This is a genomic window from Allobosea sp. RIT-PG3_2, assembly GCF_057321085.1.
This window is the reverse complement of record NZ_JBXWCA010000003.1, coordinates 604,119-630,013: the sequence shown is the minus strand read 5'-3', so window position 1 is coordinate 630,013 and position 25,895 is coordinate 604,119. Positions and strand designations below refer to the sequence as shown.

Below are 25,895 nucleotides of genomic sequence, written 5' to 3'. Positions count from 1 at the left end.
GCCTGCGTAGGCCAGCGCCAGCAACCCTTCGAGGTTGCCTCGCGTGGGCCGCATGTCAGCGCCGAGTATCTCACGATGTATGGCGAGCGGCCCGACGAGCAGCACCCGCTGCCGGCGACGGACCTGGACGAGGTCGATCCGCAGTTCCTGCGCCGCATCGTGTCCTATCCGACGCGCGAGCAGCCCGGCACCATCGTCGTCGATACCGACAACCGCTTCCTCTACCTCGTTCAGGAGAACGGCAAGGCGATCCGCTACGGCATCGGCGTCGGCAAGCAGGGCATGTCCTGGCGTGGCCGGGCCACCGTCGCCCGCAAGGCGCAGTGGCCGCGCTGGACTCCCACTCCCGCGATGATCGCCCGCGAGCCGGAGCGGAACCGCCCCTGGGCTGCCGGCATGGCCGGCGGACTCGAGAACCCGCTCGGTGCCCGCGCCCTTTATCTCTACCAGGGCAGCCGCGACACGCTGTATCGCATCCATGGCACGTCCGAGCCGTGGTCGATCGGCAAGTCCGTCTCGTCCGGCTGCATCCGCCTGTTCAACCAGGACATCATCGATCTCTACAGCCGCGTACCGACCGGCACGGCCGTCGTGGTGCTCAACCGCGGCACGCTGCAGCCGAACATGGATGGCGACGAGATCCCGCCGCCGGATGACGATTTCGGCGGCAGCATCTGAAGCGCGCGGCAGCGTGCCGCGGCTTCGGCCTTGATACTGTCACAGGACGGTCCCACCTCTTGAGCGCGGCGCAAGCGATGCCGCGCAACGAGAGGAGATGACGATGACGCCGCAGGAACGCGACGTGATCGCCGGGATTTTCGACCGCCTGAAACAGGCGGCCAATCAGCCCCGCGACCCCGAGGCTGAGAACTTCATCGCAGAACGCCTGCGCGAGCAGCCCTATGCGCCTTATGCCATGGCCCAGGCGGTCTATGTGCAGGAGCAGGCCCTCACCAATCTGAGCCAGCAGGTCGAGAGCCTGCAGGCGCAGCTGCGCGAGGCCCAGACCCGCGCCAGCGAAGCCGCATCCCAGCCGGCGGCCGGCGGCTTCCTGTCAGGCATCTTCGGCGGCGCCAGCCCGCCGCGTGCCGGATCGGTTCCCTCCGTCCCGCCGCGCGGCGACGCGCCCGCGCCGTCCGGCGCCTGGAACACGCAGCCGCAGGGCCAGCCCATGCAAGCGGCGCCGATGCAGGCCGCCGCGTCCGCGCAGCCCGGCCCGTGGAGCAACCAGCCGCAGCAGGCCGCCGGCCGTGGCGGCGGCTTCATGGCGAGCGCCCTGACGACGGCAGCCGGCGTCGCCGGCGGTCTCGTCCTCGGCAACGTGCTGACCAATGCCTTCAGCGGCGCGGGCAACGCCGCCAAGCCCGCGACTCCGGCAGCCGCGGCGGATACGAGCGCCAGCACCAACACCGATGCCGGTGCCAGCACGCAACAGGCGGCCTATGACCAGGGCGCCTCGGACCAGGCAGCGCAGGATCGCTCGGGCTACGACCAGGGCTATGACGGCGAGGCCAGATCCGAGCCGGCGACCTACGAGGACGACGATCCGGGCCTCGATTCAGGCGACGACGACAGCTGGGTCTGACGCCAGCCCCGAAATGACAAAGCCCGCCTGAGAAGGCGGGCTTTTTCTTGCGTGCGGCCTTCCGCTCCGCCTCAGATCACCAGCACCTTGGCGCCGACGCGCACGCGCTCGTAGAGATCGGTGACGTCGTCATTGGTCATGCGGATGCAGCCCGACGAGACCGCCTGCCCGATGGTGTTGGGCTCGTTGGTGCCGTGAATGCGGTAGAGCGTCGAGCCCAGATACATGGCGCGCGCGCCCATCGGGTTTTCCGGGCCGCCTGCCATAAAGCGCGGCAGGTCCGGCCGACGCTTGAGCATCTCGGCCGGTGGCGTCCAGCTCGGCCATTCCGCCTTGCGGGACACCGTCTTCATCCCGGCCCATGAGAAGCCGGGGCGGCCGACGCCGATGCCGTAACGCAGGGCCCTGCCGCCGGGCTGCACCAGGAAGAGGAAACGCTGGGGGGTATCGATAATGATCGTGCCGGGCTTGTGCGGCCCGTCATAGGCGACCTCCTGCTTGCGGAAGCGCGGATCGACGATCTGCTGGATGCCCTGCTGCGGCTCGACCGGCTCGCCGAGCGCGGCCATGCGGCGGCCGGCACGCGGCTGCCCCGCCGCCTCGAACGGGTCGACCTCGTAGCCGGGCGCAGATCGGACCGTCTGGCCATAAGCGTAGCCGCCGGGGCGGTTGTAGACGGCGCCGCCGCGGCCATAGGGCGTCGGGTCGCGGCCGGTCATCAGCATCTCGATGAAGCCGCCGCCATAATTCGCCCGGCCGCGGGCGGCGGCCATGGGGTCGTTCGGGGCGGCATAGCCCTGCGCCACGGCCGCGCTCGCAGCCAGGGTGCCGGCAACGACCAGCAGCGGAAGCACAATCGTTCGACGCATCACGCAATACTCTCGACATCAACTGCCGGGAGCCTGCGGCGCTGCCTCAAAGGAATGGTGAATCGCCGAGGTTTGCGGGCCGAAACCGGGCTCAAACCGCTCAGTTCGCGGAATTAACCTTAGCGCGGCGTCAAATGTCAGGGTGAAGGAACCGTTGCAGGCGCTATCGCCGCGCGCTCTTTCGGGCGAGCCAGCGCAGCTTCAGCCCTGTACGCCAGCGGCCGATATCGCAGGCGAGGATGACAGCCGCATAGGCCAGCCCGCCGAGGACGATCTGAAGCGGCAACTCCAGCAAGGCCGGCAAGCGGTTCTGCAGCGGCCAGACCACCGCTCCCATCACGACACCGGCGAGGATGATCCAGCCGATATCGTGCAGCGGCGGCCAGGACGGCAGCGCGCGCAAGGCCACCACGCCGGTGACGAGAAACGCCGTGACGAAGGCGGCACTTTGCGCGATTGCGATCGTTCCGGGCGCAAACGCTCCCGGCGGCAGGTAGATGACGGCGAGATTGACCACCAGCCCCACCAGAGCGGCGAGCGCCGCGACGCGCGTACGCCTTTCCAGCAGGAAGACCGGGTAGATCGCCGCCTGGAACAGCGCGATCGCCGCGAAGCCGGGCAGCAGCAATGCCATGTGGTTGGCAAAGTGACCTCGAAAACTCACCGGCACGAAGACCCGCTCGAAGGCCGGCAGCGTCAGCCAGAAGCCCAGGGCGACGGGAAGGACGACGGCAAGCACCAACGCCATATTGCGCGCGATGCGCTTCTGCGCTGCCAGCCGCCCCCGCGTCTCGTCGAGACGGATGACCTCTCGCAGCAGCAGGATCTCCAGCATCGAAGCCAGAACGGGGAAAAGCCGCAGGCCGATATCGGAGGCGAGCGAGAAATAGCCGGCTTCCGCAAAACCGAGTCGATCCGCCAGGATCGCGCGATTGAGCAGCGGGATGATGGAATAGACGGCGTTGCCGGCCACCAGCGGCAGCGCATAGCGCGCGAAGCTGCGGGCGAGGTCGGTCCGCGCCGCGGCAAAGCTCGGTCCGTCCTCGGCCAGCCTGCGGCGCACGGCGAGCACCGAGACGATGGTGCTGACGAGCCCGCCAAGAAGGACGAGCACGGGATCGCGCATCAGCCAGGCCGCACCGACCATCAGCAGGAGCGCAACGGAACTCCTGACGACGACGAGACGGGCATAGGCGGCATCGAGAAAGCGCGAGCGGGCGATGGCGCCGTGATAGTCGAACCAGCCGGCACCGACGCCCCCGGCAACGGCGACGACGAGCAGGGTCATCGGCAGGCCCGTATCGATGCCGGCCAGCAGCGCCGCCGCCAGCAGCGCGCAGAGCGAGAGGCCGATGCCGGCGAAGAGCAGATCGAGGGTCGCGCGGATACCGGGATCGCGCTCGCGGCCCGAATAGAAACGGATGACCGAGAGCTTCAGCCAGTCGAGCAGCGCCGTGTTGACCAGGACGACGATCGCGGCGCCGATCGCATAGACCCCGAAGGCTGCGGGGCCGAGGAACAGGGCAACGAGCAGCCCGAGGACGAAATTCAGCCCGGCATTGACGATGAAGGGCAGAAGAACGGTCATCGCCTCTCGGTCACTTCGTCCTGCGCGGCGCTATGTGGCGGTTCGCGCGATTCGCCCGGCTGCCGCAAGCCTGCCCCGATACGGCCTAGCGTCGGCGCGGCCCTTTTCCAAGCGGGGAGGTGTCGGCGCCGGCACGTTCCGGCGCTTTCACACCTGCAATGGCGGCATTGGGGGCCTGTGCGCCCCTCCCCTATCCGCGCCCCGGGATCGGCCTTAGACGGGAGTTGCTGCCCATGGTCCGCACGGGCGCCTTCCGGAAAGCCATGGACGCGGCCTGACATCATGACCTCGTCGATCGCTCTGCGCGCCGCGCTCGGCATCGCCCTACTCACCGCCATGGATGCGGTGCTGAAGGGCCAGATGCAGCATCAGCCCTTTGCCCTGGCGCTGTTCATGCGCTTCCTGATGGGCGGCCTTTGCGCGCTGATCGTCCTCGCGATCGCACGCCCGCTCCGCCCGACGCGCGCGAGCGTCATCGGCAATGTCGCGCGCATCCCCCTCGTCGTGCTCACGGCCGGCAGCTTCTTCTATTCGATCTCGGTGCTGCCGCTCGCCGAGGCGCTGACGCTGTCGTTCCTCGCCCCGGTCTTCGTCGCGCTGCTCGGCGGCCTGCTGTTGAAGGAGAGGATCGACAAACGCATCCTGCAGGCGCTCGGCTTCGGGCTCGCCGGCATGCTGGTCATGGTCTGGCCGCGGCTGCAGGGCCATGTCAGCGGCGCCAGTCTCGGCGTCGCGGCCGCCCTGTTCTCGGCGGTGAGCTACGCCTTCAACCTGATCCTGCTGCGGCGGATCGCGGTCCGGGAACACCCCACCGTCATCGTCGCCTTCCAGAATGTCGGGCCGGCGCTGTGCCTCGCCGTCCCCGCCGCTTTCGCCTTCGTGCCGATGGGCCTTGCCGACCTCGGGATCTATCTGGTCGCCGGCGCGCTCGGCGTCGCCGGTCATCTCACGCTCACCTCGGCCTATGCCAGGGCGACCGCCTCCCGGCTGGCAGCGATCGAATACACGGCGCTGATCTGGGCGAGCCTGCTCGGCTTCTTCGTCTTCGGCGAGGTGCCGCTGTACACAACCTATCTCGGCGCGCTGCTGATCGTGGCCGGCGCCGTCGCGGTCAGCCGGCGCTAGGCTTCGCCGGAAAGACCAGGCAGGTCTCCGTGCCGTGCGCCAGCAATCTGCCGCGCTCGTCTCGCAGGTTGCCTTCGGTCGTGATCACCGAACCGCCGCGATGGATGAGCTTGCCCTCGCAGCGCACCGTGCCGCTATCGGGCATGACCGGCCGGACATAGTTCAGCTTCATCTCCAGCGTGGTGTAGCCCTCGCCGGACTTCAGCGTGGAGTGCGCGGCGCAGGCCATGGCGGAGTCGAGGATCGTCGCGGTCCAGCCGCCATGGATCGTGCCGAGCGGGTTGAAGAAGCGCGCCGACGGCACACCGACGAAGACGACCCTGCCCTCCTCCGCCTCGACCAGATCGAAATCCATGGTCTGGGCGAAGGGCGGGGCCGGCTGGGTGCCGGCAATGATGCCGCGCAAGAAGCTCAGGCCCCCATCCGCAACCAGCACCTCGCGGGACACAACACCAAAGGTCCGATCCATGACTTCTTCTCCAATCGTGTATCTGCACGATAGAGAGAGGATGGCATGCGCGTCAATCGGAGCCGTGCGTCAACGCACATCACGCGCCGCCTTGCGCAGCGCCTTGAGCCCGTCGCGCGTATCGCGCCAGCGCTCCTCGCCGAAGCCGCCCTCGATCTTGTCCTGTGCGGCCCGCCAATAGGGGATGGCGGCTTCGATCGCGGCCCGGCCCTTCTCCGTCACGGCATAGACGGAGGCGCGCCCGCGGCATTCGACCGGCTCGACCATTCCCTCGACCGCCAGCAGTTGGAGATTGCGCGTCAGCGATGTCCGCTCCAGCGCGAAGCGCTCGGCCAGCTCGGTCACCGACTTCCATTGCCCCGTGCTCAAGGCCGAGAGCAGCACGAACTGCGTGATCTTCAGTCCGCTCGGTCGCATCGCCTCGTCATAGGCGCGCGTCACGGCGCGCGCTGTCATGCGGACGTGCAGCGCGACGCAGGAGCGGGCGATGGCGTCGAGGCGGGGGTCGGGCACGGGTGTCGTCATTCGGCCATCTTAGCGTGTTCTAGCGCTGGCGGCAGCCGGTAGGCGAAGGGCGGCGATGCCGCATCTGGCGGCGTTCACTTTATCGTCGCAGGCTTCCTTGACTCTCCGCGACCCCAAGCCTATCTCCGCGGCATCTGTTAGCACTCCCGTCAGGTGACTGCTAACAGCCTCACCCGGGGCCCTTCAGCGGCGCCCGCACCGAATAAGACCGAGAGGAAGACAGAACCATGAAGTTCCGTCCTTTGCATGACCGCGTCGTGGTCCGCCGCCTGGATGGCGAAGAGAAGACCAAGGGTGGCATCATCATCCCCGAGACCGCCAAGGAAAAGCCCCAGGAGGGCGAGGTCATCGCCGTCGGTTCCGGCGCGCGTGACGAAGCCGGCAAGCTCGTTGCCCTCGACGTCAAGAAGGGCGACCGCGTCCTGTTCGGCAAGTGGTCGGGCACCGAGGTCAAGATCGACGGCCAGGATCTCCTCATCATGAAGGAATCCGACATCATGGGCGTCGTCGGCTGATAGCCGCCTGACCGCTCGCTTCCGTTTCCATTTTAAGGAGTAGCTCTCATGGCTGCCAAAGACGTCAAGTTCTCTTCCGACGCCCGCGACAAGATGCTGCGCGGCGTGGACATCCTCGCCAACGCCGTGAAGGTCACGCTGGGTCCCAAGGGCCGCAACGTCGTGATCGAGAAGTCGTTCGGCGCTCCGCGCATCACCAAGGACGGCGTCACCGTCGCCAAGGAGATCGAGCTCGCCGACAAGTTCGAGAACATGGGCGCCCAGATGGTTCGCGAAGTCGCGTCCCGTCAGAACGACCATGCCGGCGACGGCACCACGACCGCCACGGTTCTCGCCCAGGCGATCGTCCGCGAGGGCGCCAAGTCGGTGGCCGCCGGCATGAACCCGATGGATCTGAAGCGCGGCATCGATCTGGCCGTCGAGGCCATCGTCGCCGACCTCAAGAAGAACTCCAAGAAGGTCACGTCCAACGCGGAAGTCGCGCAGGTCGGCACCATCTCGGCGAACGGCGACGAGTCGGTCGGCAAGATGATCTCGACCGCGATGCAGAAGGTCGGCAACGAGGGTGTCATCACCGTCGAGGAAGCCAAGACCGCCGAGACCGAGCTCGACGTCGTCGAGGGCATGCAGTTCGACCGTGGCTACCTCTCGCCGTACTTCATCACCAACTCGGAGAAGATGGTCGCCGAGCTGGAAGACCCCTACGTCCTGATCTTCGAGAAGAAGCTGTCCTCGCTCCAGGCGATGCTGCCGATCCTCGAGGCCGTCGTTCAGACCGGCAAGCCGCTCCTGATCATCGCCGAGGACGTCGAGGGCGAGGCTCTCGCCACGCTCGTCGTCAACAAGCTCCGCGGCGGCCTCAAGGTCGCGGCCGTCAAGGCTCCGGGCTTCGGTGATCGCCGCAAGGCCATGCTCGAGGACATCTCGATCCTGACCGCCGGCCAGATGATCTCGGAAGACCTCGGCATCAAGCTCGAGACCGTGACCCTCCAGATGCTCGGCCGCGCCAAGAAGGTGCGCATCGAGAAGGAGAACACCACGATCATCGACGGCGCCGGCAAGAAGAAGGACATCGAGGCCCGCGTCGGTCAGATCAAGGCCCAGATCGAGGAGACCACCTCGGACTACGACCGTGAGAAGCTCCAGGAGCGCCTGGCCAAGCTCGCCGGCGGCGTCGCGGTCATCCGCGTCGGCGGCGCGACCGAGGTCGAGGTCAAGGAGAAGAAGGACCGCGTCGACGATGCCCTGAACGCGACCCGCGCTGCGGTCGAAGAAGGCATCCTGCCGGGCGGCGGCGTTGCCCTGCTGCGCGCGCTGTCCTCGGTCAAGTCGATCAAGACCCAGAACGACGACCAGAAGACCGGCGTCGAGATCGTCCGCAAGGCGATCATGGCTCCGGCCCGTCAGATCGTCGACAACGCCGGCGATGACGGCGCGGTCGTGATCGGCAAGCTGCTGGAGTCGAAGGACTACTCCTGGGGCTACAACGCCCAGACCGGCGAGTACGGCGATCTGGTCAAGGCCGGCATCATCGACCCGACCAAGGTCGTGCGCACGGCGATCCAGGACGCGGCTTCGATCGCTGGCCTGCTGATCACCACCGAGGCGATGATCGCCGAGCTGCCGAAGAAGGACTCCCCGATGCCCCCGATGGGCGGCGGCGGCATGGGCGGCATGGACTTCTGATCCAGCCTCCACGGCAAGAACGACAGAAGGCCCGGCGCAAGCCGGGCCTTTTTCGTTTGAGCAACGATATGCCGCGTCATCCCGGGCGACCGAAGGGAGACCCGGGATCCACGCCGGAGCATCTCCGCCCGCGTTCAGGCATGGATCCCGGATCTCCGCTTCGCTCCGTCCGGGATGACATCAGGATTTCGCGGGAGTGGGCTGGCAGCAGCCATGCGTTTCCCGCCACCGCTGATGAAAAAGCAGGCAGTGCCCCTCGGCTCGTCATGGCCTATACAGGCGACAAGCGATCCACGGCAGGATCGCGCGCATAAGTTGCATTTCGTAGGGAGATGAAAATGAAAAAGTCCCATTTCCTCTCGGGCGCCGCGATCGCGACCGCCTTGTTCCTCTCAAGCCAGGCTGCGCAGGCCGACATCACCATCGGACTCGTCGCGCCGTTGACCGGTCCGGTCGCTGCCTATGGCGACCAGGTGAAGAACGGCGCCCAGACCGCCGTCGACGTCATCAACAAGAGCGGCGGCGTGCTCGGCGAGAAACTCGTGCTGAAGCTCGCCGACGATGCCGGCGATCCCAAGCAGGGTGTCTCGGCCGCCAACCTCCTGGTCGGCGAGAAGGTCAAGTTCGTGGTCGGGCCCGTGACCTCGGGTGTCGCCATGGCGGTTTCCGACGTGCTGGCGGAAAGCGGCCTGCTGATGGTGACGCCGACGGCGACCTCGCCGGCGCTGACCACGCGCGGCCTGACCAACGTCTTCCGCACCTGCGGCCGCGACGACCAGCAGGCGGAGATCGCCGCGACCTACGTCCTGAAGAACCTGAAGGACAAGAAGATCGCGATCGTCCACGACAAGGGCACTTACGGCAAGGGCCTCGCCGACGCCTTCCAGAAGGGCATCAATGCCGGCGGCCTCAAGGAGGTCGCCGCGCTGACGGTCAACCCCGGCGACAAGGACATGTCCGCGGTCGTGACGCGCCTCAAGGCCGCCAATGTCGATCTGATCTATTTCGGCGGCTATCACCCGGAAGGTGGGCTGCTCTCCCGCCAGCTCGCCGATGCCGGCGTCAAGGCGACCATCATCGGCGGCGAAGGCCTGTCCAACACCGAGTTCGCCGCGATCGGCGGCGACCACGCCACGGGCACCCTCTTCACCAACGCCACCGACGCGCTGAAGAACCCGGATTCGGCCCAGGCCGTCGCCGCGCTGAAGGAGAAGGGCATTCCGCCCGAGGCCTTCACGCTCAATGCCTATGCCGCGGTCGAGGTGCTCAAGGCCGCAATCGAGAAGGCCGGCAAGGCGGGGGACGCCAGCGGCGCAGCCAAGGCCCTGCAATCCGGCATGCCGGTCAAGACGGCGATCGGCACGCTGACCTATGGCAAGACCGGCGACCTGAGCTCGCCGAGCTTCGCCATGTACAAATGGGATTCCGGCAAGATCGTCTCGGCCGATTGACGAGCGGGGCTTTCGACCCGCCGGCCCTCCAGCTTCGCGCCCCGGACGAGCATCGCTCGTCCGGGGCGTTTCGTTCTCTGGCTCGAAAAACATGCCCTCGTTTCACCGAACCACGCCGTCATCCCGGGCTCGACCCGGGATCCATCGAGGGCCTCGACGGCGCTCCATGATGGATCCCGGATCTCCGCTTCGCTGCGTCCGGGATGCCCCGCGCGTCGACGAAAGGCGGCCAGCAACCGGCGCCTTCCTGCGCCTCGCGAGCGCCTGTCCGTCAGATGACAATTTGCTCATCCGGGCGCATGGCCATTGAAAGGCCCTATCCGCTGCGACATGGTCCGAATCGTGGCTCCCACCGTTTCCCGCCAGGATTTCAGCCCATGCGTCTGTTGAGCATTCTCGTCGCCGTGCTGGCGGTCGTCACGCTGGTCGTCGGCCAGCAAGCCGGATCGGCCGGGCTGATCGGCATGGGCGTCGTTGGCCTGCTGCTCGCGGTGGTGACCTTCCGCTCGCCGAGCCTGTCCTTCTTCCTGCGGATATTTTCGGGCGTCTTCGCCATCGAGTATCTGCTGTTCGGCGCCGCCGCGATCATGGCGCAGGTCGGCTGGTGGTCCGAGGCGCTGCAGATCCCGCCGGCTCCCACGAGCCTGCCGATCACGGTCGGCGTCTTCGGCATCCTGATCTACGCGATCTCCTTCGTGCCGGTCATCGCGCGCATATCGCGGATCGCATCGCCCTATTTCGAATCCGACCAGACCACCACCGCCAATCTCTGGCCGATCGGGCCGTTCAATATCCGCCTCGGCACGCTGGCCGTCGCGCTCTTCGTCTTCCTGATCGTGCTGAACCAGGCGCAGGTCGGCATCACACTGCGGCTCTCGTTCTTCAATCGCGACATGTATGACGCGCTGCAGAACAAGGATGCGGCGGCATTCTGGTATCAGCTCTTCTACGTCTTCTGCATCTGGGCCGCGATATGGGTAGTCGCCAACCTGATCGAGCTCTTCGCCAACTACACCATCCTGATCCGCTGGCGGCAGTTCATGGCGAACGAGTACACGCAGCGCTGGCTCGACCATGCCACGCATTACCGGATCGCGCTCGCCGGCACCGTCGACAACCCCGACCAGCGTATCGCCGAGGACACACGCTCCTTCGTCAACCAAACCTATAATTTCGCGCTGCCCCTGCTCTCGCAGGTTTCGACGCTGGTCTCGTTCTCGATCATCCTCTGGAACATTCCCGTCGCCTTCACCCTGCCGGGCACCTCCCTCGCCATCCCCGGCTACATCTTCTGGGTCGCGTTCTTCTATGCGGCTGCCGCGACCTGGCTGACCCATCTCATCGGACGCCCCCTCATCCGGCTGGAATTCGAGCAGGAGAAGCGCGAGGCGAACTTCCGCTTCTCGCTGGCGCGCCTGCGCGAATATTCCGAGCAGATCGCATTGATGGTGGGCGAGCCGACCGAGCGTAGCCATCTGGCCCATCGCTTCCGCGACATCGTCGAGAACTTCTACCGGCTGGTCTGGCGCCGGCTGAAGCTCACCAGCTTCACCCTGTCCTACAACCAGCTCAGCGTGGTGCTGCCCTATATCATTCTTGCGCCGTACTATTTCGCGGGCACGATCACCCTCGGCATCATGATGCAGGTCGCCGGCGCCTTCGACCGGGTGCAGACCGCGCTCTCCTTCATCATCAACAGCTACTCGTCGATCGCGTCCTACCTCGCCTCAATCAACCGCCTGACCTCTTTCGAGACGGCGATCGCAGACGCGCATCACGGGCCGATTTCGGAGGAAGCGCTCGGCCGCGAGACCTCACGCGACGAGAGCCTGCGCATCCGCAATGCCACGCTCCTGCTGCCGAACGGCAAGCCGATCGTGAAGCTCGGCGAGCTCGATCTCGGCAAGACGCGTTCGACGCTGCTGATCGGGCCTTCGGGCTCCGGCAAATCGACGTTGTTCCGTGCCATCGCGGGCATCTGGCCCTTCGGCGACGGCAAGGTCGGGATTCCCGCCAACGCGGAGATCATGCTGCTGCCGCAGCGGCCCTATCTGCCGCAGGGCTCGCTCAGGGCCGCGCTGGCCTATCCGGCCGAAGAGACAGCCTATGACGACGCCGCGATCCGTGCGGCGATGGACAAGGTCAAGCTCGGCCATCTCGCCGACAGGCTCGATGAGATCGATCTGTGGGGGCAGCGGCTCTCCGGCGGCGAGCAGCAGCGGCTGGCCGTCGCGCGCGCGCTGCTGAGCAAGCCGGACTGGCTCTTCCTCGACGAGGCCACCGCTTCGCTCGACGAGAAGCTGGAAGGCGAGATCTACGGCACGATCGATGCCGAGCTGCCCGAGGCCCGCATCGTCTCGATCGGCCACCGCGCGACGCTGCGCGCCATGCATGACGCCATCGTCATCATGGAGCCGAACGCGGACGGCACCTTCACGCCGACGCCGACAGCAAAAACGCCGGCTGCCTGAGGCAGCCGGCGCGAAACGGTCCGGTCGGGATCGAAACGATCAGAGCGAGCGGCTGAGGGTCAGCTCGCCCGCGGCGCCCTTGAGCACGAGACGCCCATTGACGAGGTCCCAGTTGCGGGTTGCGCGCAGCGCTGTCAGGAAGGCTCGCTCGAATTCGAGCGCGCTCTTGTCGCAGCTGCGCTTGGTCAGCGCGATCGGCCCTACGGCGAGCGCCTGCTGGCGCAGCGGATAGGCCGAAGCCGAGAAGGTGTTGCAGCCGCCGAAGCCGGTGCCGCGCAGGTTCTTGTCGATGAGCAGCGTCGCGCGCCGGTCATAGACCGGCTTGCCGTTGAGCTGAACGACACTCCAGCTCGCACCCAGCGGAAAGGTCTTCTCCTGCTGGGCTTGCGGAATCTCGGTCTGTCCGCCGCCCAGCTCGGAGCGGGACGGCATCTGCTGGCGGCGCTGCGCGGCGGCCTCGCCCGGCATCAACATCGGCAAGGCCAGGCCAGCAAGAACGGCCGCAAGGCCAAGGCGTCGGATCATGATCGTCTTACCTGCATTCACTCGCGCGGCAGCGCGACGTGCCGTCAAAATCGGTTAACACGCCTAGAGGCCAATTGGCTCAGGATCAAGGCTGAAGCGCGGCGGAAAGCATTCCGCTACGGAAAATCGTTTCAGATCCTGGCGTTGAGCCGCTCGAGCAGGCGGTTCGAACGGCGGAAGACATAGGCCGGTGCCGTCACGGTCACGTCGTCGGCGCCGAGCCCGTCGAGATGCTCGACCAGCGCGAACACGACCTTGTCCGGGCAATGCAGCGTGAGCGGCGCGCCGGGCGCAGGCGCGCCAAAGGGAAGACGAGCCCCGAAGCGCTCCTCCAGTGCCGCCAGAACATCCGGCGCGAGAGCGAGGCTCGCGCGCACTTCGCGGACCGTGCGCCCCTCCTCCTCCGCCGCGATGCGGGAGAGGATGGTCCTGGCAGCAGCCTTGGCACGATCGCCCCAGGGCGCCTGCATCGACGCGACGAGATTGGCCTCCGAAGCCAGCATCACGCCGTCATCGAGCACCTTCAGCGCATTGGCGGAGAGCGTCGCGCCGGTGGTGGTGATATCGACCACGATCTCGGCCGTGCCGGCAGCCGGCGCACCTTCCGTGGCGCCGAGGCTCTCGACGATGCGGTAATCGGCAAGGCCGTGCTGCGCGAAGAAGCGGCGGGTCAGGTGCACATATTTCGTCGCGACTCGGAGCTTGCGGCCATGGCGGGCGCGCATCGTCGAGGCCACATCGTCGAGATCGGCCATGTTGCGCACGTCGATCCAGGCCTGCGGCACGGCGACGACGACATTGGCATGGCCGAAGCCCAGCGGGGTCAGCATCTCGACCGCCGCATCGGCATCCGGGAGCTGCTCGCGGACGAGGTCCTCGCCGGTAATGCCGATATGGGCGGCACCCGAGGCGAGCTGCGCCACGATCTCGGAGGCCGAGAGGAAGGCGACCTCCGCGCCATCAAGCCCCGCGATCGTGCCGCGATAACCGCGCTCGCCGCTGGCCTTGACGAATTTCAGCCCGGCGCGACCGAAGAAGGCGGTGGCGTTCTCCTGCAGCCGCCCCTTCGAGGGCACGGCGAGAACGAGAGGCGCATCCGTCATCGGGCTTCTCCCGTCAGCCGGTCGAGCCAGAGCGAGGCACCGACGGCCGGGATCGGCCGGCCAGCGCCAAGGCGCCCGAGGACGTTGTCGTAACGGCCGCCGCCGGCGACGGGCTTGCCATCGCCGCGGGCGTCGTCGTGCAGCTCGAAGATGAAGCCGGTGTAGTAATCGAGATTGCGGGCAAACCCGGCCGAGAACTGGATGGCGCCGACATCGACGCCGCGCGCGGCCAGGAAGCCGGTGCGCTCGTCGAAGGCATCGAGCTGCCGGCCGAGATCGAGCGAAGCCTGATCGGCGAGCGCCCGCAGCGCCGCGGAGGCCGCATCCGGATCGCCCGACACGGCGAGCACCTGGGCGAGCAGCGCCTTGACGTCGCCATTGACCGGGTTCTCGCGCTCGGCGGCGCGCGCCAGGAAACGCTCGGCGATATCGCTCGCCGTGCGTCCGCCGACCGTCGAAATGCCGGCGATCGAAAGCACATCCTCGACGAAGGCGCGGGCTGCCTTGGGGTCCTGCCCTTCCAGCGCCTTGAGCAGGCCGGCATGGGCGGCGTCGTCATCGGCCGCGGGCGGATCGAGCGCATCAACGGCTTCCGCGCCCTTGCCCTGCACGACGGCGCGCACGAGACGGCGGCGCGCGCCCTGCGGCACCGCCAGCCCATCGAGCAGCGCGCCGAGCAGCGCGACATCGCCCATGGCGATGCGCGGCGCCTTCAGCCCGAGCGCGGCGGTGGTGTCGATGGTGAGCGCCATGATCTCGGCATCGGCGGCGGTGGAATCGTCCCGGCCGAAGGATTCGAGCCCGGCCTGCTGGAACTCGCCCGGCTCGCCCGAGCGCATGCGGAAGACGGGCCCGGCATAGGCGTAGGCCGCCGGCTCGGTTGAGCTCGAGGCGATGTGATCGAGCGCGACGGGGATGGTGTATTCGGGGCGCAGGCACCAGTCGCGGCCATCGGCATCCTGCGTCATGAAGATACGACGGCGGATATCCTCACCCGACAGATCGAGGAAGACGTCGGCGGGCTGGAGGATGGCGGGCTCCGCCCGCGCATAACCCTCGCCCGCGAAGAGCGCGATCACGGTGTCGATGCTGGCGCGGCTGGCGGGCACGGCTCGTCCTGTCCTGTTGCGAGCGCCGTCCTAGCAGCGGCGCGACGAATTTTCGAGGGATTTGAGGGAAATGGGTGAATGGAGTTTGGCGGGCTGCGAGAGGCGTCATGCTCGGGTCAAGCCCGAGCATGACGCGCCTTCACGAATGTCGCGCCAGGACCCGCTTCACCCCTTCCACCAGTTCGGCCACCGGCACGGCGAACTGCGCCTCGGCCTGCTTGGCTTTGTGCTCGGCGGAATCCTTGACGTCGCGGCTGGCGGCAGCGAGTTCGGCGCCGAGGATCAGGTCCTTGATGACGACGGTGCCGGCCTCGCGCTCCGACGAGCCCTGAATGACGGCGCAGACGGCACCGCGACGGTCGGCATATTTCATCTGGGCGTTGAAGCCGGAAGAGCCGAGATAGAGGTCGGCGCGCAGCAGCGGCTTGCCGTCGGCGTCCTTCGCCTGCCGCAACGCCGAGACCATCGCCTGATAGCCCGGCATGAACTCCGGCGACTTGTTGTCCATCGCCGTGACGACGACGAGCGGCAGTTCGTTCCTGCTGTCGACGATTGGCGACTTCACTGCCTTCAGCGCGGAGTAAAGCCGCGAGACGCCGATCGAGAAGCCGGTCGCCGGCACGGGCTCGGGCCGGAAGCGTCCGACGAGGCCGTCATAGCGCCCGCCGCCGGCGACGGAGCCGAAGCGCACGACCTGGCCGTCATCATTGGTGACCGGGAAGGTCAGCTCCACCTCGTAGACCGGGCCGGTGTAGTATTCGAGGCCACGGACGATGGAGGGGTCGATGATGATGCGGCCGAGATAGCCGGCCGCGGTGATCAGTTCGCGGATCTGCTCCAGTTCCGCAATACCGGCCTGACCATTCTCGGCGCCTTCGACAAGCTCGCGCAGATCGACGAGCGCCGCGGCCGACAGCTTGGCGGAACCTTCGCTGTCCTCGGCATTGGCCTTACCCAGTTCCGCGAGCTTCTGGCCGAGTTCCAGATAACGGATGATGCGATCCGCCTGGGCACTGGACAGGCCCGCGCCCTTGGTGAAGTCGCCGCTTTCGTCCTTGCGGCCTTCGCCGAGAAGCTTACGGACCTCTTCGAGCGGAAACTTGTCGGCCTTGTCGATCGCGCGCAGCACGGTGAGGCGCGCCGCAGGATCGATCCCGGCAGCATCCATAACGCCATCGAGCACCTTGCGGTTGTTGACCTTCACGACATAGTCGCCGCGCTTGATGCCGAGCTTTTCCATCGTGTCGGCGGCGAGCATGCAGATCTCGGCATCGCCCGCGACGGTGCCCGAGCCGACGATATCGGCGTCGAACTGCATGAACTGGCGGAAGCGGCCCGGACCCGGCTTCTCGTTGCGGAAGACGTAGCCGACGCGATAGCTGCGATAGGGCTTCGGCAGCGCGTCGAAATTCTCGGCGACATAGCGGGCGAGCGGCGCCGTCAGGTCGTAGCGCAGCGAGAGCCACTGCTCGTCATCGTCCTGGAAGGAGAAGACGCCCTCGTTCGGCCGGTCCTGGTCCGGCAGGAACTTGCCGAGCGCGTCAGTGTACTCGACGAAAGGCGTCTCGACCGGATCGAAGCCATAGACCGAGAAGCTCTCGCGGATGACGGAGAGCATGCGCTCGGTGGCGGCGACATCGGCCGGGCCACGATCGACGAAGCCGCGCGGCTGGCGGGCCTTCAGCTTGGCAGGAGCGGATTTGTCGGCGGACATGGGCGAGCTCAAAACCGGATTTCGTGTATACGAAAAAGGACTGGACGGCGGGTTAGACCGTACAGACGCGAGGGGCAAGTCACGCGTCGTCATTCTCGGGCGAAGCGAAGCGCAGACCCGAGAATCTCATACGAGAAAGCGCGGGAGCCTTCTGCGGCCAGAGATGCTCGGGTCAAGCCCGAGCATGACGCGCTTGCTACTCCGCCGCGACCAGCGCCGGTTCCCTTAGCGGCCGATCCTCGATCCCAGCCCGCGCCAGCTTCTCCGGCAGCGGACCGCCAGTCGCCCAATCGAGCAGCTCGGCGGTATGCACGACAGGGGTGGTTGCACCCTTGTCGGCGAAGCCCTTGGCGAGCTGGGTCATGCAGCCGATATTGCCGGTCGCGACCAGCATCGGCTTGGTGCGCTCGATATTGCCGATCTTGCGCTCGCGCAGCCTGCCCGCGATCTCGGGCTGGAGGATATTGTAGACGCCGGCCGAGCCGCAGCAGATATGGCCCTCCGGCACCTCCTTGACCTTGAAGCCCGCGCCGGACAGCAAGCGCTTCGGCCCATCCTTGAGTTGCTGGCCGTGCTGCATCGAGCAGGCGGAGTGATAGGCGATGGGCATGGCGACGTCGCGGACGGGGGCAAGTTCCAGCGTCTCCAGGAACTCGATGACGTCCTTCGCCAGCGCGGAGACCTTCGCCGCCTTTTCGGCATAAGCCGGCTCGTTGCGGAACATGAAGCCGTAATCCTTGATCGTCGTGCCGCAGCCGCTCGCCGTGATCAGGATGGCGTCGAGCCCCTCGCCATCGACCTCAGCCATCCAGGCGTCGATGTTCTTGCGTGCGAAGCCGAGCGCATCATGCTCCTGCCCCATATGGTGGACGAGCGCACCGCAGCAGCCCTCCCCCTTCGGCAGCACGACCTCCACGCCGTGGCGGTTGAGCAGGCGGATCGTCGCCTCGTTGATCGCCGGGTCGAGCACCGGCTGGGCGCAGCCGGAAAGCAGCGCCACGCGTCTCGTCCGCGCCGCGGGCGGCGGAAAGTTCTGCGGGCCTTCCATCATTGAGCGTGTCGGCAAACGCGCGGGCGCCAGCGCCAGCATCGCCTTCAGCTTCTGGCCGACGCCCGGCACGAGGCCGAGCAGCGGGGCGAAGGGCTTGGCCGCGAGCGCGGCCAGCATCGCCGCGCGGAAGCGGTCGGGATAGGGCAGGATCGCCGCCAGCACCTTGCGCAGCAGCCGGTCATGCCAGGAGCGCCGATAGGTCTCCTCGATATGCGCGCGGGCATGGTCGACAAGGTGCATGTAGTGCACGCCCGAGGGGCAGGTCGTCATGCAGGAGAGGCAGGAGAGGCAACGGTCGATGTGCTTCACCACCTCGGCGGTGGCCGGCTTGCCGTTCTCCAGCATGTCCTTGATCAGGTAGATGCGCCCACGCGGGGAATCGAGTTCGTCGCCGAGCAGGAGGTAGGTCGGGCAGGTCGCGGTGCAGAAGCCGCAATGCACGCAGGTCCGCAGGATCTTCTCCGAGGCCGGCATGCGCGGATCGGAGGCGAGACGCTCGGGGCTGAAATTGGTCTGCATCGCTCAAGCTCCGCCTTGCCAGGCTTTGATCCAGTCCATCGGCCAGAGCAGCATGATGACGTTGAGGGTGAGGTTGTCGCGGATCAGCCAGCCGACGATCAGCTCCATCGCCAGCGCGCTCGTCACCGTCACCCAGACCGGCGCCAGCCGGGCGATGATGAAACCCAGCACCATCGAGAGGATGTCGCTGACCGAGTTCAGCACGCTGTCGCCGTAATAGTCGAGCGAGATCGTCGCCGAGCGGTAGTGGTTGATCACCGCATCGGTGTTCTCGGTGATCTCCCAGGCGCTCTCGACGACGATGGACAGCAGCAGCGCGAGGCCAAAGGAAATCGGCAGGCCGGTGAGACGGCGGATCAGCCAGAACAGGCCGTAGAACAGGAAGCCGTGGATGATGTGCGAGAAGGTGTACCAGTCCGTGATGTGCTGGGAGTTCTCGGAGGACATCACCGTGCCCTGCCAGAGCTTGATGTTCCCGCATTTGCAGATCGGCTCGCGCCCCATCCAGAGCAGGATGCCCGCCGCCACGGCGATCAGCAGCGCCGCCAGCAGGACTAGCGTCATAGGCCCCAGGCGATTGGGCGCCCAGCTCCTGCGCGCGGACGGTGCCTCGGAAGAAAGCGATTCAGCAAACGCCATCAGATCCCCGCATACATCCGGCCGGGCTCGAAGATGCCGGCCGGGTCGAAGCTCTTCTTGATGCCGGCCGTGACCCGCATCAGCGGCTCGGCCAGCGGCTGGAACACGTCGACGGCGGCACGCACCGCATCGGGCGCGCGCACCAGCGCGGCATGGCCGCCGAGCGGCTTCAGCGCGGCGCGGATCGCTGCCGCGCCGGCATCCCCGTCCGCAGAAGTGGCGAGCCAGACCAGCCCGCCGCCCCAGTCGTAGAACCAGCGCGCGTCCGGCATGGTGCGGGCGATCGCAGCCACCGCCTTCGGCCCGTTCGTTGGCGCGAGCGAGAGCCGCCAGACGGTCTCCGTCGTTCCAGCGAAGACGCCGGCGTCGCGGATGTCGCTCCAAAGCTCGGTCGGCTCCGCTCCCTCCAGACGATCCGGCAGGCCGTATTCGCCGAGCAGCTGCGCGAGTTCGCCGGCGCGGTATTCGATCGAGTCCGAGAAATTCTCCAGCCGCAGCAGCGTCTGCGCGGCATCGCCTGCGAGACCTGCCGGCAGATGGGCGGCCGCCATCGGCTCGAAAGGCGAGCCCAGCGCCTTCGCAAGCAGCGCGACGCCCTGCTCGTCCGAGAGGCCGGACCATCGCAGCGTGACGATGCGCTCCGGCTTCGGCAGCACGCGGAAGGTGACCTCGGTGAGGAAGCCGAGCGTGCCGTGGCTGCCGGAAACGAGCTTCACCAGGTCGAGGCCGGTGACGTTCTTCATCACCCGCCCGCCGGATTTGATCATCTCGCCGCGGCCGTTGATCAGGCGGATGCCGATCAGCGAATCCCGCGCGGCGCCGGCATTGATCCGGCGCGGCCCGGAGATGTTGCAGGCCGCGACGGCACCGATCGTCGGCTCGCCCTCGGTGCCGAAGAGCGCGCGATGATCCATCGGCTCGAAGGGCAGCATCTGGCCGCGCTCGGCGAGCGTCTCCTGCACCAGCGCGAGCGGCGTGCCGGCCCGGGCGGCGATGACCATCTCGGCCGGCTCGTAGAGGGTAATTCCAGTCAAGCCAGCGCTGGACAAGGTGCTTTCCGCTTGGGCCGGCCGCCCAAGGCCTGCGCGCGTGCCGCCGCCGCGCAAGGTGAGAGGCACGCGGGAATCGATCACGGATTTCACGACGGCGCAGGCCTGCGCCTCGGTGGTGGGAGTGTGGATGGTCACGACCAAGCTCCGCCGTCATTCCGGGGCACGCCGAAGGCGCGAGCCCGGAACCCAGAACCGATGCCATTCGGGATTGAAACAGCACGATTTCGCCAGAGTAACGATTGCAGACATCGGTTCTGGGTTCCGGGCTCAGCGCTTCGCGCTGCCCCGAAATGACGGTGGAGGTTCATTGCACCAGAAGCGGGTAGAGATCGCTCCAAAGCGGATTCTGTTCTTCGATCAACCTGACTTTCCAGTCGCGACGCCACTTCTTGATGTCCTTTTCGCGCTCGATCGCATCGGCCGCCGTCGCATGCTCCTCGTACCAAACCAGCCTGTCGACGCCGTATTTGCGGGAGAAGCCACGGTAAGCCTTGGTCTTGTGCTCGTGAACACGCCGAGCGAGATCGCGGGTCACGCCGAGATAGAGGGTTCCATGCTGGCCGCTCGCAAGCAGGTAGACGTGAAAGGGCAAGAACATCCTCCCTCGTCATTCCGGGGCGCCGTGAAGCGGCGAGCCCGGAACCCAGAACCGATGCCGCCCGACAGTGAAGCGGATCGACCTGACCAAGACAACGATACCCCGCATCGGCTCTGGGTTCCGGGCTCTTCGCTGCGCGAAGCCCCGGAATGACGGAGAGGTTCGTCACGCCGCCACCCTGCCTTCCAGCGGGAACACCTTCGCGGGGTTGAGCAGCCAGCGCTCGTCGAAGACTGCCCTCACCCGCATCTGCTGCGCCAGATCCTCCAGATTGAACTGGAAGGTCATCAGGTCGCGCTTCTCGATGCCGACGCCGTGCTCGCCGGTGAGGCAGCCGCCGACCTCGACGCAGAGCTTGAGGATGTCCATGCCGGCATCCTCCGCCTTCTGCGCCTCGACCGGGTCATTGCAGTTGTAGAGGATGAGCGGGTGCAGGTTGCCGTCGCCGGCGTGGAAGACGTTGGCGACGCGCAGGCCGTAGCTCTTCACGATCTCCGCCATGCGCTTGAGCACATAAGGCAATTGGCCGGTCGGGATGGTGCCGTCCATGCAGATGTAGTCGGCGATGCGGCCGGTCGCCCCGAAGGCGGATTTGCGGCCCTTCCAGATCGCCGCGGTCTCCATCGCCGATTTCGATTCCTTGACGGTGGCGACGCCGTGCTCGCGGGCGATGGCGACGATGCGGGCGAGCTGGGCGTCCATCTCGTCATCCGAGCCCTCGACCTCGATGATCAGCAGCGCCTCGACATCCATCGGATAGCCGGCCTTGGCGAAGGCCTCGCAGATCTCGATCGCCGGCTTGTCCATGAACTCCATCGCGACCGGAATGATGCCGGCGCCGATGATCGCGGCGACGGCCGCGCCCGCCTGCTCGCTGGTCGGGAAGCCGAAGAGGACGGGCCGCGCGCCTTCCGCCGTGCGCAGGATGCGCACCGTCGCCTCGGTGATGATGCCGAGCTGGCCTTCCGAGCCGTTGATCAGGCCGAGCAGGTCGTAGCCCGGCGAATCGAGGTGGCTGCCGCCGATCTCGACGATGCTGCCGTCGAGCATGACGAGGGTGACGCCGAGCACGTTGTTGGTCGTGACGCCGTATTTCAGGCAGTGGGCGCCGCCGGAGTTCATGCCGATATTGCCGCCGATCGAACACGCGAGCTGCGAGGACGGGTCGGGCGCGTAGAAGAAGCCATCGGCCGAGACCGCGCCGGTGACGGCGAGATTGGTGACGCCGGCCTGAACCTTCGCGAAGCGGTTGGCGTAGTCGATCTCGAGGATGCGGTTCATCTTCGAGACGCCGATGACGATGGCGTCTTCCTGCGGGATCGCGCCGCCGGCCAGCGAGGTGCCGGCGCCACGCGGCACCACCGGCACACCCTGGTCGCTGCAATAGCGCAGCACGGCAGCGACCTCCTGCGTGGTCGAGGGCAGCACGACGGCCAGCGGCATGCGGCGATAGGCGGTGAGCGCGTCGGTCTCGTAAGGCCTGCGCTCGTCATCGCTGGTGATCAGCGCCTGCGGCGCGACGAGCCCGGCGAGGCCTGCGATGATCGATTCGCGGCGGGCGAGGATGCCGGCATCCGGCACCGGAAAAGCTATTGCGCTCATCTCTCCCTCCCATTTCCACGGCTCGGACGCGCCGCATACGGCACTCTCTGTGCGCGGCAGATTAGACCAATTCAATGCCTCTTGCAGCGTGCGCATAAAGCCAGCCATTATTTCCGAAATGGAAAAGGTGGCGCGCTGATGGACCGGTTCGGCGATCTCGACGTGTTCGCGCATGTCGTCACGACCAAGAGCATGTCGGCGGCCGGGCGCCAGCTCAACCTGTCGCCGGCCGTGATCTCGAAGCGTATCCGCCGGCTGGAGGAGCGGCTCGGCGTGCGCTTGCTCCAGCGCACGACCCGCCAGCTCGCACTGACAGAAGCCGGACAGGGCTTCTACGAGCGCGTCGTTTCGATCCTGTCCTCGATCGAGGAGGCCGAGGCCTGGGTGGCGAGCGGCGCGGGGCAAGTGCGGGGTACGCTACGGGTTTCGGCCCCGACCTCGTTCGGCCGGATGCATGTCGCGCCGCATCTGAAACGCTTCCTCGACGCCAACCCGCTGGTGACGGTCGACCTCGTGCTCAGCGACGCCTTCGTCGATGTCGTCGGGGAGGGTTTCGACCTCGCGATCCGGATCGCCGACCTGCAGGATTCGAGCCTCGTCGCGAAGCGGCTCGCGCCGAACCATCGCGTCCTCTGCGCCACGCCGGGCTATCTCGCCGCCCATGGCACGCCAAGCGAGATCGGCGATCTCAGCCGCCACACCCTGATCGCCCACAATGCCGACCACTGGCGGCTCGACGGGCCGGAGGGGCCGGTCTCGGTACGGATCAACGGCCCCTTACGCACCAATTCGAGCGAGGTCGTGCGCGAGGCGCTGCTGGCGGGCGTCGGCATCGCGTTGCGCTCGACCTGGGATGTCGGGCCGGAATTGAAATCGGGGGCGTTGCAGCGCGTGCTGCCGGCCTATGCGGTGGGCTCGCGTGTCGCGGTCTATGCGGTCTATCCGAGCCGCCGACATCTCGAGCAGAAGGTGCGCGCTTTCGTCGACTATCTCGGCGAGCTCTACGGCGCCACGCCCTATTGGGATGCGGGGCTTGCGCTGTAGACGCTTGCCGGATCGAGATCGGGCCGTACCGTCATGCTCGGGCTTGACCCGGGCATCTCAAGACAAGAGAGCCGCTCTTTCTGCCTGAGATTCTCGGGTCTACGCTTCGCTTCGCCCGTGAATGACGATCCGGCAGCAAGGGAGGAATGACATGTTCGGCGTGCTCGAAGGCACGGGGGTTTCGGTCCTCGATCCGCGTTTCCACCGCGTCATCCCCGGCTCGGCCCGGGTCGAGCGGCTCTGGACGGGCGCACGCTGGTCGGAGGGGCCGGCCTGGTTTCCGGCGCACAACTCGCTGGTCTGGTCCGACATTCCGAACGACCGGATGCTGCGCTACGACGCCTTTTCGGGCCAGACGGCGGTCTTCCGCCAGCCGGCGCGCAACTCCAACGGCAACACCGTCGACACGCAAGGCCGGCTCGTCACCTGCGAACATGGCGGGCGGCAGGTGACGCGCACCGAGCATGACGGCTCGATCACGGTGCTGGCCAGCCATTTCGGCGGCAAGCGCCTGAACTCGCCAAACGATGTGGTGGTGAAATCGGACGGTTCGATCTGGTTCACCGATCCCGATTACGGCATCCTCAGCGACTACGAGGGCGACAAGTCGCCGAGCGAGATCGGCACCTGCAACGTCTACCGCATCGACGGGCGGACCGGCGAGATCGCGATCGTCGCCGACGATTTCGTCAAGCCCAACGGCCTCGCCTTCTCGCCGGACGAGAGCATCCTCTACATCGCCGATACCGGCGCGAGCCATGATCCCGAGAACGGGCCGCGCCACATCCGCGCCGTCACTGTCGAGGCTGATGGCGAGACGCTCGGCGCCTCAAAAGTCTTCGCGACCTGCACGGCGGGGCTGTTCGACGGCTTCCGTCTGGACATCGAGGGCCGGATCTGGACGAGCGCGGCCGATGGCGTCCACATCTACCACCCGGACGGCACCCTGATCGGCAAGGTCGCGATCCCCGAGATCGTCGCCAATGTCTGCTGGGGCGGGCCGAAGTTCAACCGCCTGTTCATCTGCGGCACGACCTCGCTCTATGCGGTGATGACGCACACCAATGGAGCGCAGCGGCCTTAGAGTCCGCCGTTTTTACGCGGAAACGCACCGTCATTCCGGGCAAGCGCAGCGCAGACCCGGAATCCATCGTAGTGCATCGAGCCCTATAATGGATTCCGGATCGGCGCCGCTTCGCGGCTTGTCCGGAATGACGGTGGCGGTTCCGGGAAGCTCAGAGGTCAACAGGCGATATCGAACGAGCAGCCGGCTTCTCAGACCTCCCGCCCGACATAGTCGGCAACGTCGTTCATCCGCTTGAGCGTGCGCCAGTAGATGTCCTCCATCAGGAGATGGGCGAACTCGCCGTTGCGGCCGATGCTGTAGAGGCCGGCCACGCCGGTGCTGCGGGCGAAATCCTGGCGGCGCTGCTCATAGGCGCCGAGATAGACCGGATAGGCGAAGGGCGTCTTCAGCATGCCGCCGGGGCCGACATAGCGGCTGCGCAGATGCGGATAGATGCGGCAGAGCCCTTCGAGGCAGGCTTCGGCCAGCTTCTCGTCGGACATCGTCCACCAGGCGTCGCCGACCTCGCAGCCGATGTCGAAGGTCAGCTGCGTGCGCCCCTCCGGCGCGAGCCAGGGCATCGAGAAAGGCGCTTCCGTCACGCGGAAGAAGGGCTGCGTGCGATCCGGCACCCACAGCATCGTGTCGGGCAGCAGGTTGCGGCCCTCGAAGCGCAGGTTGACGAAGATCATCGGGCGGTAGCGGAAGCTGCGCAGCTCGTCGAGCGCGTCGGTGCCCTCGACGAGATTGGGCAGGATATGGACCGGCGCCGTGCTGATGACGGCGGAGACGCCGATCTCGCGGCCGTTGACCTTCACAGCGGCGACCTTGCCGTTCTCGACGAAGACGCGCTCGACCTTCGATTCCAGCGCGATGCTGTCACTGAGGTGGGCCACGGTCGGCTCCAGCAGCTTGGCGACGCCGCCTTCCGGATAGACGTGGTAGACGCGCGGGCTCTCCGGCATCTCATGCGAATAGCCGTTGCAGACCGCCCTGCCCGAGAGGCGCGAGGCCGCCTTCAGATAGAAGGTCTTCATCACCCCGGCGGCGAGCTTGTTGCCGACGGCAGGCGAAAGCTCGCTCGCCGGCGCGCCCGACCAGGCCTCGGCGAGCGGGATCGCGACATCCTCGGCCAGCGCCTCGCCATAGGCGTTGCGGAACCAATCGGCGGCGTTCTGGACGGGCTGGGGATTGAGACGTGCCGACACGGCGCTGACGGCGTATCGCGGCGAAAGCGCCAGGCCGAAGGGGTAGCTGTAGCTTTTCTGGCCGAGCGCGACCGCCTCGCCGTAGTGATGGACGGTCCTCGAGACTGAGCTGGCGCCCATCGCATCGGCCAGCCGGTTGCTGACGAAATGCGCGCCGAAATCGTAGGTGTAGCCGTCGGCGTCCTTGAAGGAGGATGCCATGCCGCCGACCGCCTTGCCGCTTTCGAAGACGGTGGCGCGCAGGCCCCGGCGCTCGATGTCGAAGGCGGCCGTCAGGCCGGCGATGCCGGCACCGATGATCGCGACGGGCTTGGCAAAGCGGCGCCACACGCTGGGCGACTGGACGGCGATGTTCATGGAGATCGCTCCGTATCCGTCGAA

23 protein-coding genes are annotated in these 25,895 nt (G+C 66.9%); 9 read left to right on the top strand and 14 right to left on the bottom strand.

What is annotated here, in order from left to right:
* Together AC2FAN_RS13290 and AC2FAN_RS13285 are read left to right on the top strand one after the other, a co-directional pair.
* A partial coding sequence (locus tag AC2FAN_RS13290; protein WP_485174549.1) for a L,D-transpeptidase occupies positions 1-678 on the top strand: 678 nt, incomplete at its 5' end.
* Positions 679-781: 103 nt separating this feature from the next.
* Complete coding sequence (locus tag AC2FAN_RS13285; protein WP_485174547.1) at positions 782-1,585, top strand: DUF2076 domain-containing protein; 804 nt, start codon at positions 782-784, stop codon at positions 1,583-1,585.
* 71 nt (positions 1,586-1,656) lie between these two features.
* Here AC2FAN_RS13285 and AC2FAN_RS13280 read toward each other — a convergent pair whose 3' ends face one another.
* Both AC2FAN_RS13280 and AC2FAN_RS13275 read right to left on the bottom strand, forming a co-directional pair.
* Complete coding sequence (locus tag AC2FAN_RS13280; protein ID WP_265052409.1) at positions 1,657-2,454, bottom strand: L,D-transpeptidase; 798 nt, start codon at positions 2,452-2,454, stop codon at positions 1,657-1,659.
* A 163-nt stretch (positions 2,455-2,617) separates the two neighbouring features.
* Positions 2,618-4,042, bottom strand: a complete 1,425-nt coding sequence (locus AC2FAN_RS13275; RefSeq protein ID WP_485174545.1) for a lipopolysaccharide biosynthesis protein — start codon at positions 4,040-4,042, stop codon at positions 2,618-2,620.
* A 282-nt stretch (positions 4,043-4,324) separates the two neighbouring features.
* Between AC2FAN_RS13275 and AC2FAN_RS13270 the strand changes: the two genes are divergently transcribed.
* On the top strand, positions 4,325-5,167 hold the full coding sequence (locus AC2FAN_RS13270) for a DMT family transporter (RefSeq protein ID WP_265052407.1): 843 nt from the start codon (positions 4,325-4,327) through the stop codon (positions 5,165-5,167).
* Here AC2FAN_RS13270 and AC2FAN_RS13265 read toward each other — a convergent pair.
* Positions 5,154-5,636, bottom strand: coding sequence for a PaaI family thioesterase (locus AC2FAN_RS13265; RefSeq protein WP_265052406.1), 483 nt, complete (start codon positions 5,634-5,636; stop codon positions 5,154-5,156). The two genes, AC2FAN_RS13270 and AC2FAN_RS13265, sit on opposite strands and share 14 nt — an antisense overlap.
* 69 nt (positions 5,637-5,705) lie before the next feature.
* Positions 5,706-6,161, bottom strand: coding sequence for a MarR family winged helix-turn-helix transcriptional regulator (locus tag AC2FAN_RS13260; protein ID WP_265052405.1), 456 nt, complete (start codon positions 6,159-6,161; stop codon positions 5,706-5,708).
* A gap of 227 nt (positions 6,162-6,388) precedes the next feature.
* Between AC2FAN_RS13260 and groES the strand changes: the two genes are divergently transcribed.
* The 4 genes from groES (at position 6,389) to AC2FAN_RS13240 (ending at position 12,284) form a co-directional block, all read left to right on the top strand.
* Positions 6,389-6,676, top strand: a complete 288-nt coding sequence (groES, locus tag AC2FAN_RS13255) for a co-chaperone GroES (RefSeq protein WP_061964603.1) — start codon at positions 6,389-6,391, stop codon at positions 6,674-6,676.
* A 48-nt stretch (positions 6,677-6,724) separates the two neighbouring features.
* Positions 6,725-8,362: a chaperonin GroEL gene (groL, locus tag AC2FAN_RS13250; RefSeq protein ID WP_265052404.1), complete on the top strand. Its 1,638-nt coding sequence runs from the start codon at positions 6,725-6,727 to the stop codon at positions 8,360-8,362.
* A gap of 338 nt (positions 8,363-8,700) precedes the next feature.
* Positions 8,701-9,813 carry a branched-chain amino acid ABC transporter substrate-binding protein gene (locus AC2FAN_RS13245; protein WP_485174542.1) on the top strand — a complete coding sequence of 371 codons (1,113 nt, stop codon included), beginning with the start codon at positions 8,701-8,703 and terminating at the stop codon, positions 9,811-9,813.
* A gap of 377 nt (positions 9,814-10,190) precedes the next feature.
* Positions 10,191-12,284, top strand: a complete 2,094-nt coding sequence (locus AC2FAN_RS13240) for an ABC transporter ATP-binding protein/permease (RefSeq protein WP_485174540.1) — start codon at positions 10,191-10,193, stop codon at positions 12,282-12,284.
* A 39-nt stretch (positions 12,285-12,323) separates the two neighbouring features.
* Here AC2FAN_RS13240 and AC2FAN_RS13235 read toward each other — a convergent pair whose 3' ends face one another.
* The 9 genes from AC2FAN_RS13235 to AC2FAN_RS13195 form a co-directional block, all read right to left on the bottom strand.
* A complete protein-coding gene (locus tag AC2FAN_RS13235; protein WP_485174538.1) occupies positions 12,324-12,809 on the bottom strand; it encodes an META domain-containing protein in 486 nt (161 codons plus the stop codon).
* Positions 12,810-12,940: 131 nt separating this feature from the next.
* Positions 12,941-13,912 (bottom strand): ATP phosphoribosyltransferase, encoded by a 972-nt coding sequence (hisG, locus tag AC2FAN_RS13230; protein WP_265052400.1) that lies wholly within the window; start codon positions 13,910-13,912, stop codon positions 12,941-12,943.
* Positions 13,909-15,021, bottom strand: coding sequence for an ATP phosphoribosyltransferase regulatory subunit (locus AC2FAN_RS13225; protein WP_485174536.1), 1,113 nt, complete (start codon positions 15,019-15,021; stop codon positions 13,909-13,911). Before AC2FAN_RS13225 ends, hisG begins: the two co-directional genes overlap by 4 nt.
* Before the next feature lie 139 nt (positions 15,022-15,160).
* The gene (gene hisS / locus AC2FAN_RS13220) at positions 15,161-16,735 is read right to left on the bottom strand and encodes a histidine--tRNA ligase (RefSeq protein ID WP_485174534.1); all 1,575 of its coding nucleotides are present in this window, start codon (positions 16,733-16,735) and stop codon (positions 15,161-15,163) included.
* 196 nt (positions 16,736-16,931) lie between these two features.
* On the bottom strand, positions 16,932-18,305 hold the full coding sequence (glcF, locus tag AC2FAN_RS13215) for a glycolate oxidase subunit GlcF (protein WP_485174532.1): 1,374 nt from the start codon (positions 18,303-18,305) through the stop codon (positions 16,932-16,934).
* Positions 18,306-18,308: 3 nt separating this feature from the next.
* Entirely contained in the window at positions 18,309-18,869 is a 561-nt protein-coding gene (locus AC2FAN_RS13210; RefSeq protein ID WP_485174530.1) for a DUF2585 domain-containing protein, read from the bottom strand.
* 74 nt (positions 18,870-18,943) lie between these two features.
* The gene (glcE, locus tag AC2FAN_RS13205; protein WP_485174528.1) at positions 18,944-20,131 is read right to left on the bottom strand and encodes a glycolate oxidase subunit GlcE; all 1,188 of its coding nucleotides are present in this window, start codon (positions 20,129-20,131) and stop codon (positions 18,944-18,946) included.
* Between the two features lie 169 nt (positions 20,132-20,300).
* Positions 20,301-20,588 (bottom strand): GIY-YIG nuclease family protein, encoded by a 288-nt coding sequence (locus AC2FAN_RS13200; protein ID WP_485174526.1) that lies wholly within the window; start codon positions 20,586-20,588, stop codon positions 20,301-20,303.
* Between the two features lie 171 nt (positions 20,589-20,759).
* Entirely contained in the window at positions 20,760-22,196 is a 1,437-nt protein-coding gene (locus tag AC2FAN_RS13195; protein WP_485174524.1) for an FAD-linked oxidase C-terminal domain-containing protein, read from the bottom strand.
* A 138-nt stretch (positions 22,197-22,334) separates the two neighbouring features.
* Between AC2FAN_RS13195 and AC2FAN_RS13190 the strand changes: the two genes are divergently transcribed.
* Both AC2FAN_RS13190 and AC2FAN_RS13185 read left to right on the top strand, forming a co-directional pair.
* Positions 22,335-23,240 (top strand): LysR family transcriptional regulator, encoded by a 906-nt coding sequence (locus tag AC2FAN_RS13190; protein WP_485174522.1) that lies wholly within the window; start codon positions 22,335-22,337, stop codon positions 23,238-23,240.
* A gap of 151 nt (positions 23,241-23,391) precedes the next feature.
* The gene (locus AC2FAN_RS13185) at positions 23,392-24,324 is read left to right on the top strand and encodes an SMP-30/gluconolactonase/LRE family protein (RefSeq protein WP_485174520.1); all 933 of its coding nucleotides are present in this window, start codon (positions 23,392-23,394) and stop codon (positions 24,322-24,324) included.
* 191 nt (positions 24,325-24,515) lie between these two features.
* Here the strand turns inward: AC2FAN_RS13185 and AC2FAN_RS13180 are convergent, their stop codons facing one another.
* Complete coding sequence (locus AC2FAN_RS13180) at positions 24,516-25,871, bottom strand: protoporphyrinogen/coproporphyrinogen oxidase (RefSeq protein ID WP_485174518.1); 1,356 nt, start codon at positions 25,869-25,871, stop codon at positions 24,516-24,518.
* Positions 25,872-25,895: the final 24 nt, after the last annotated feature.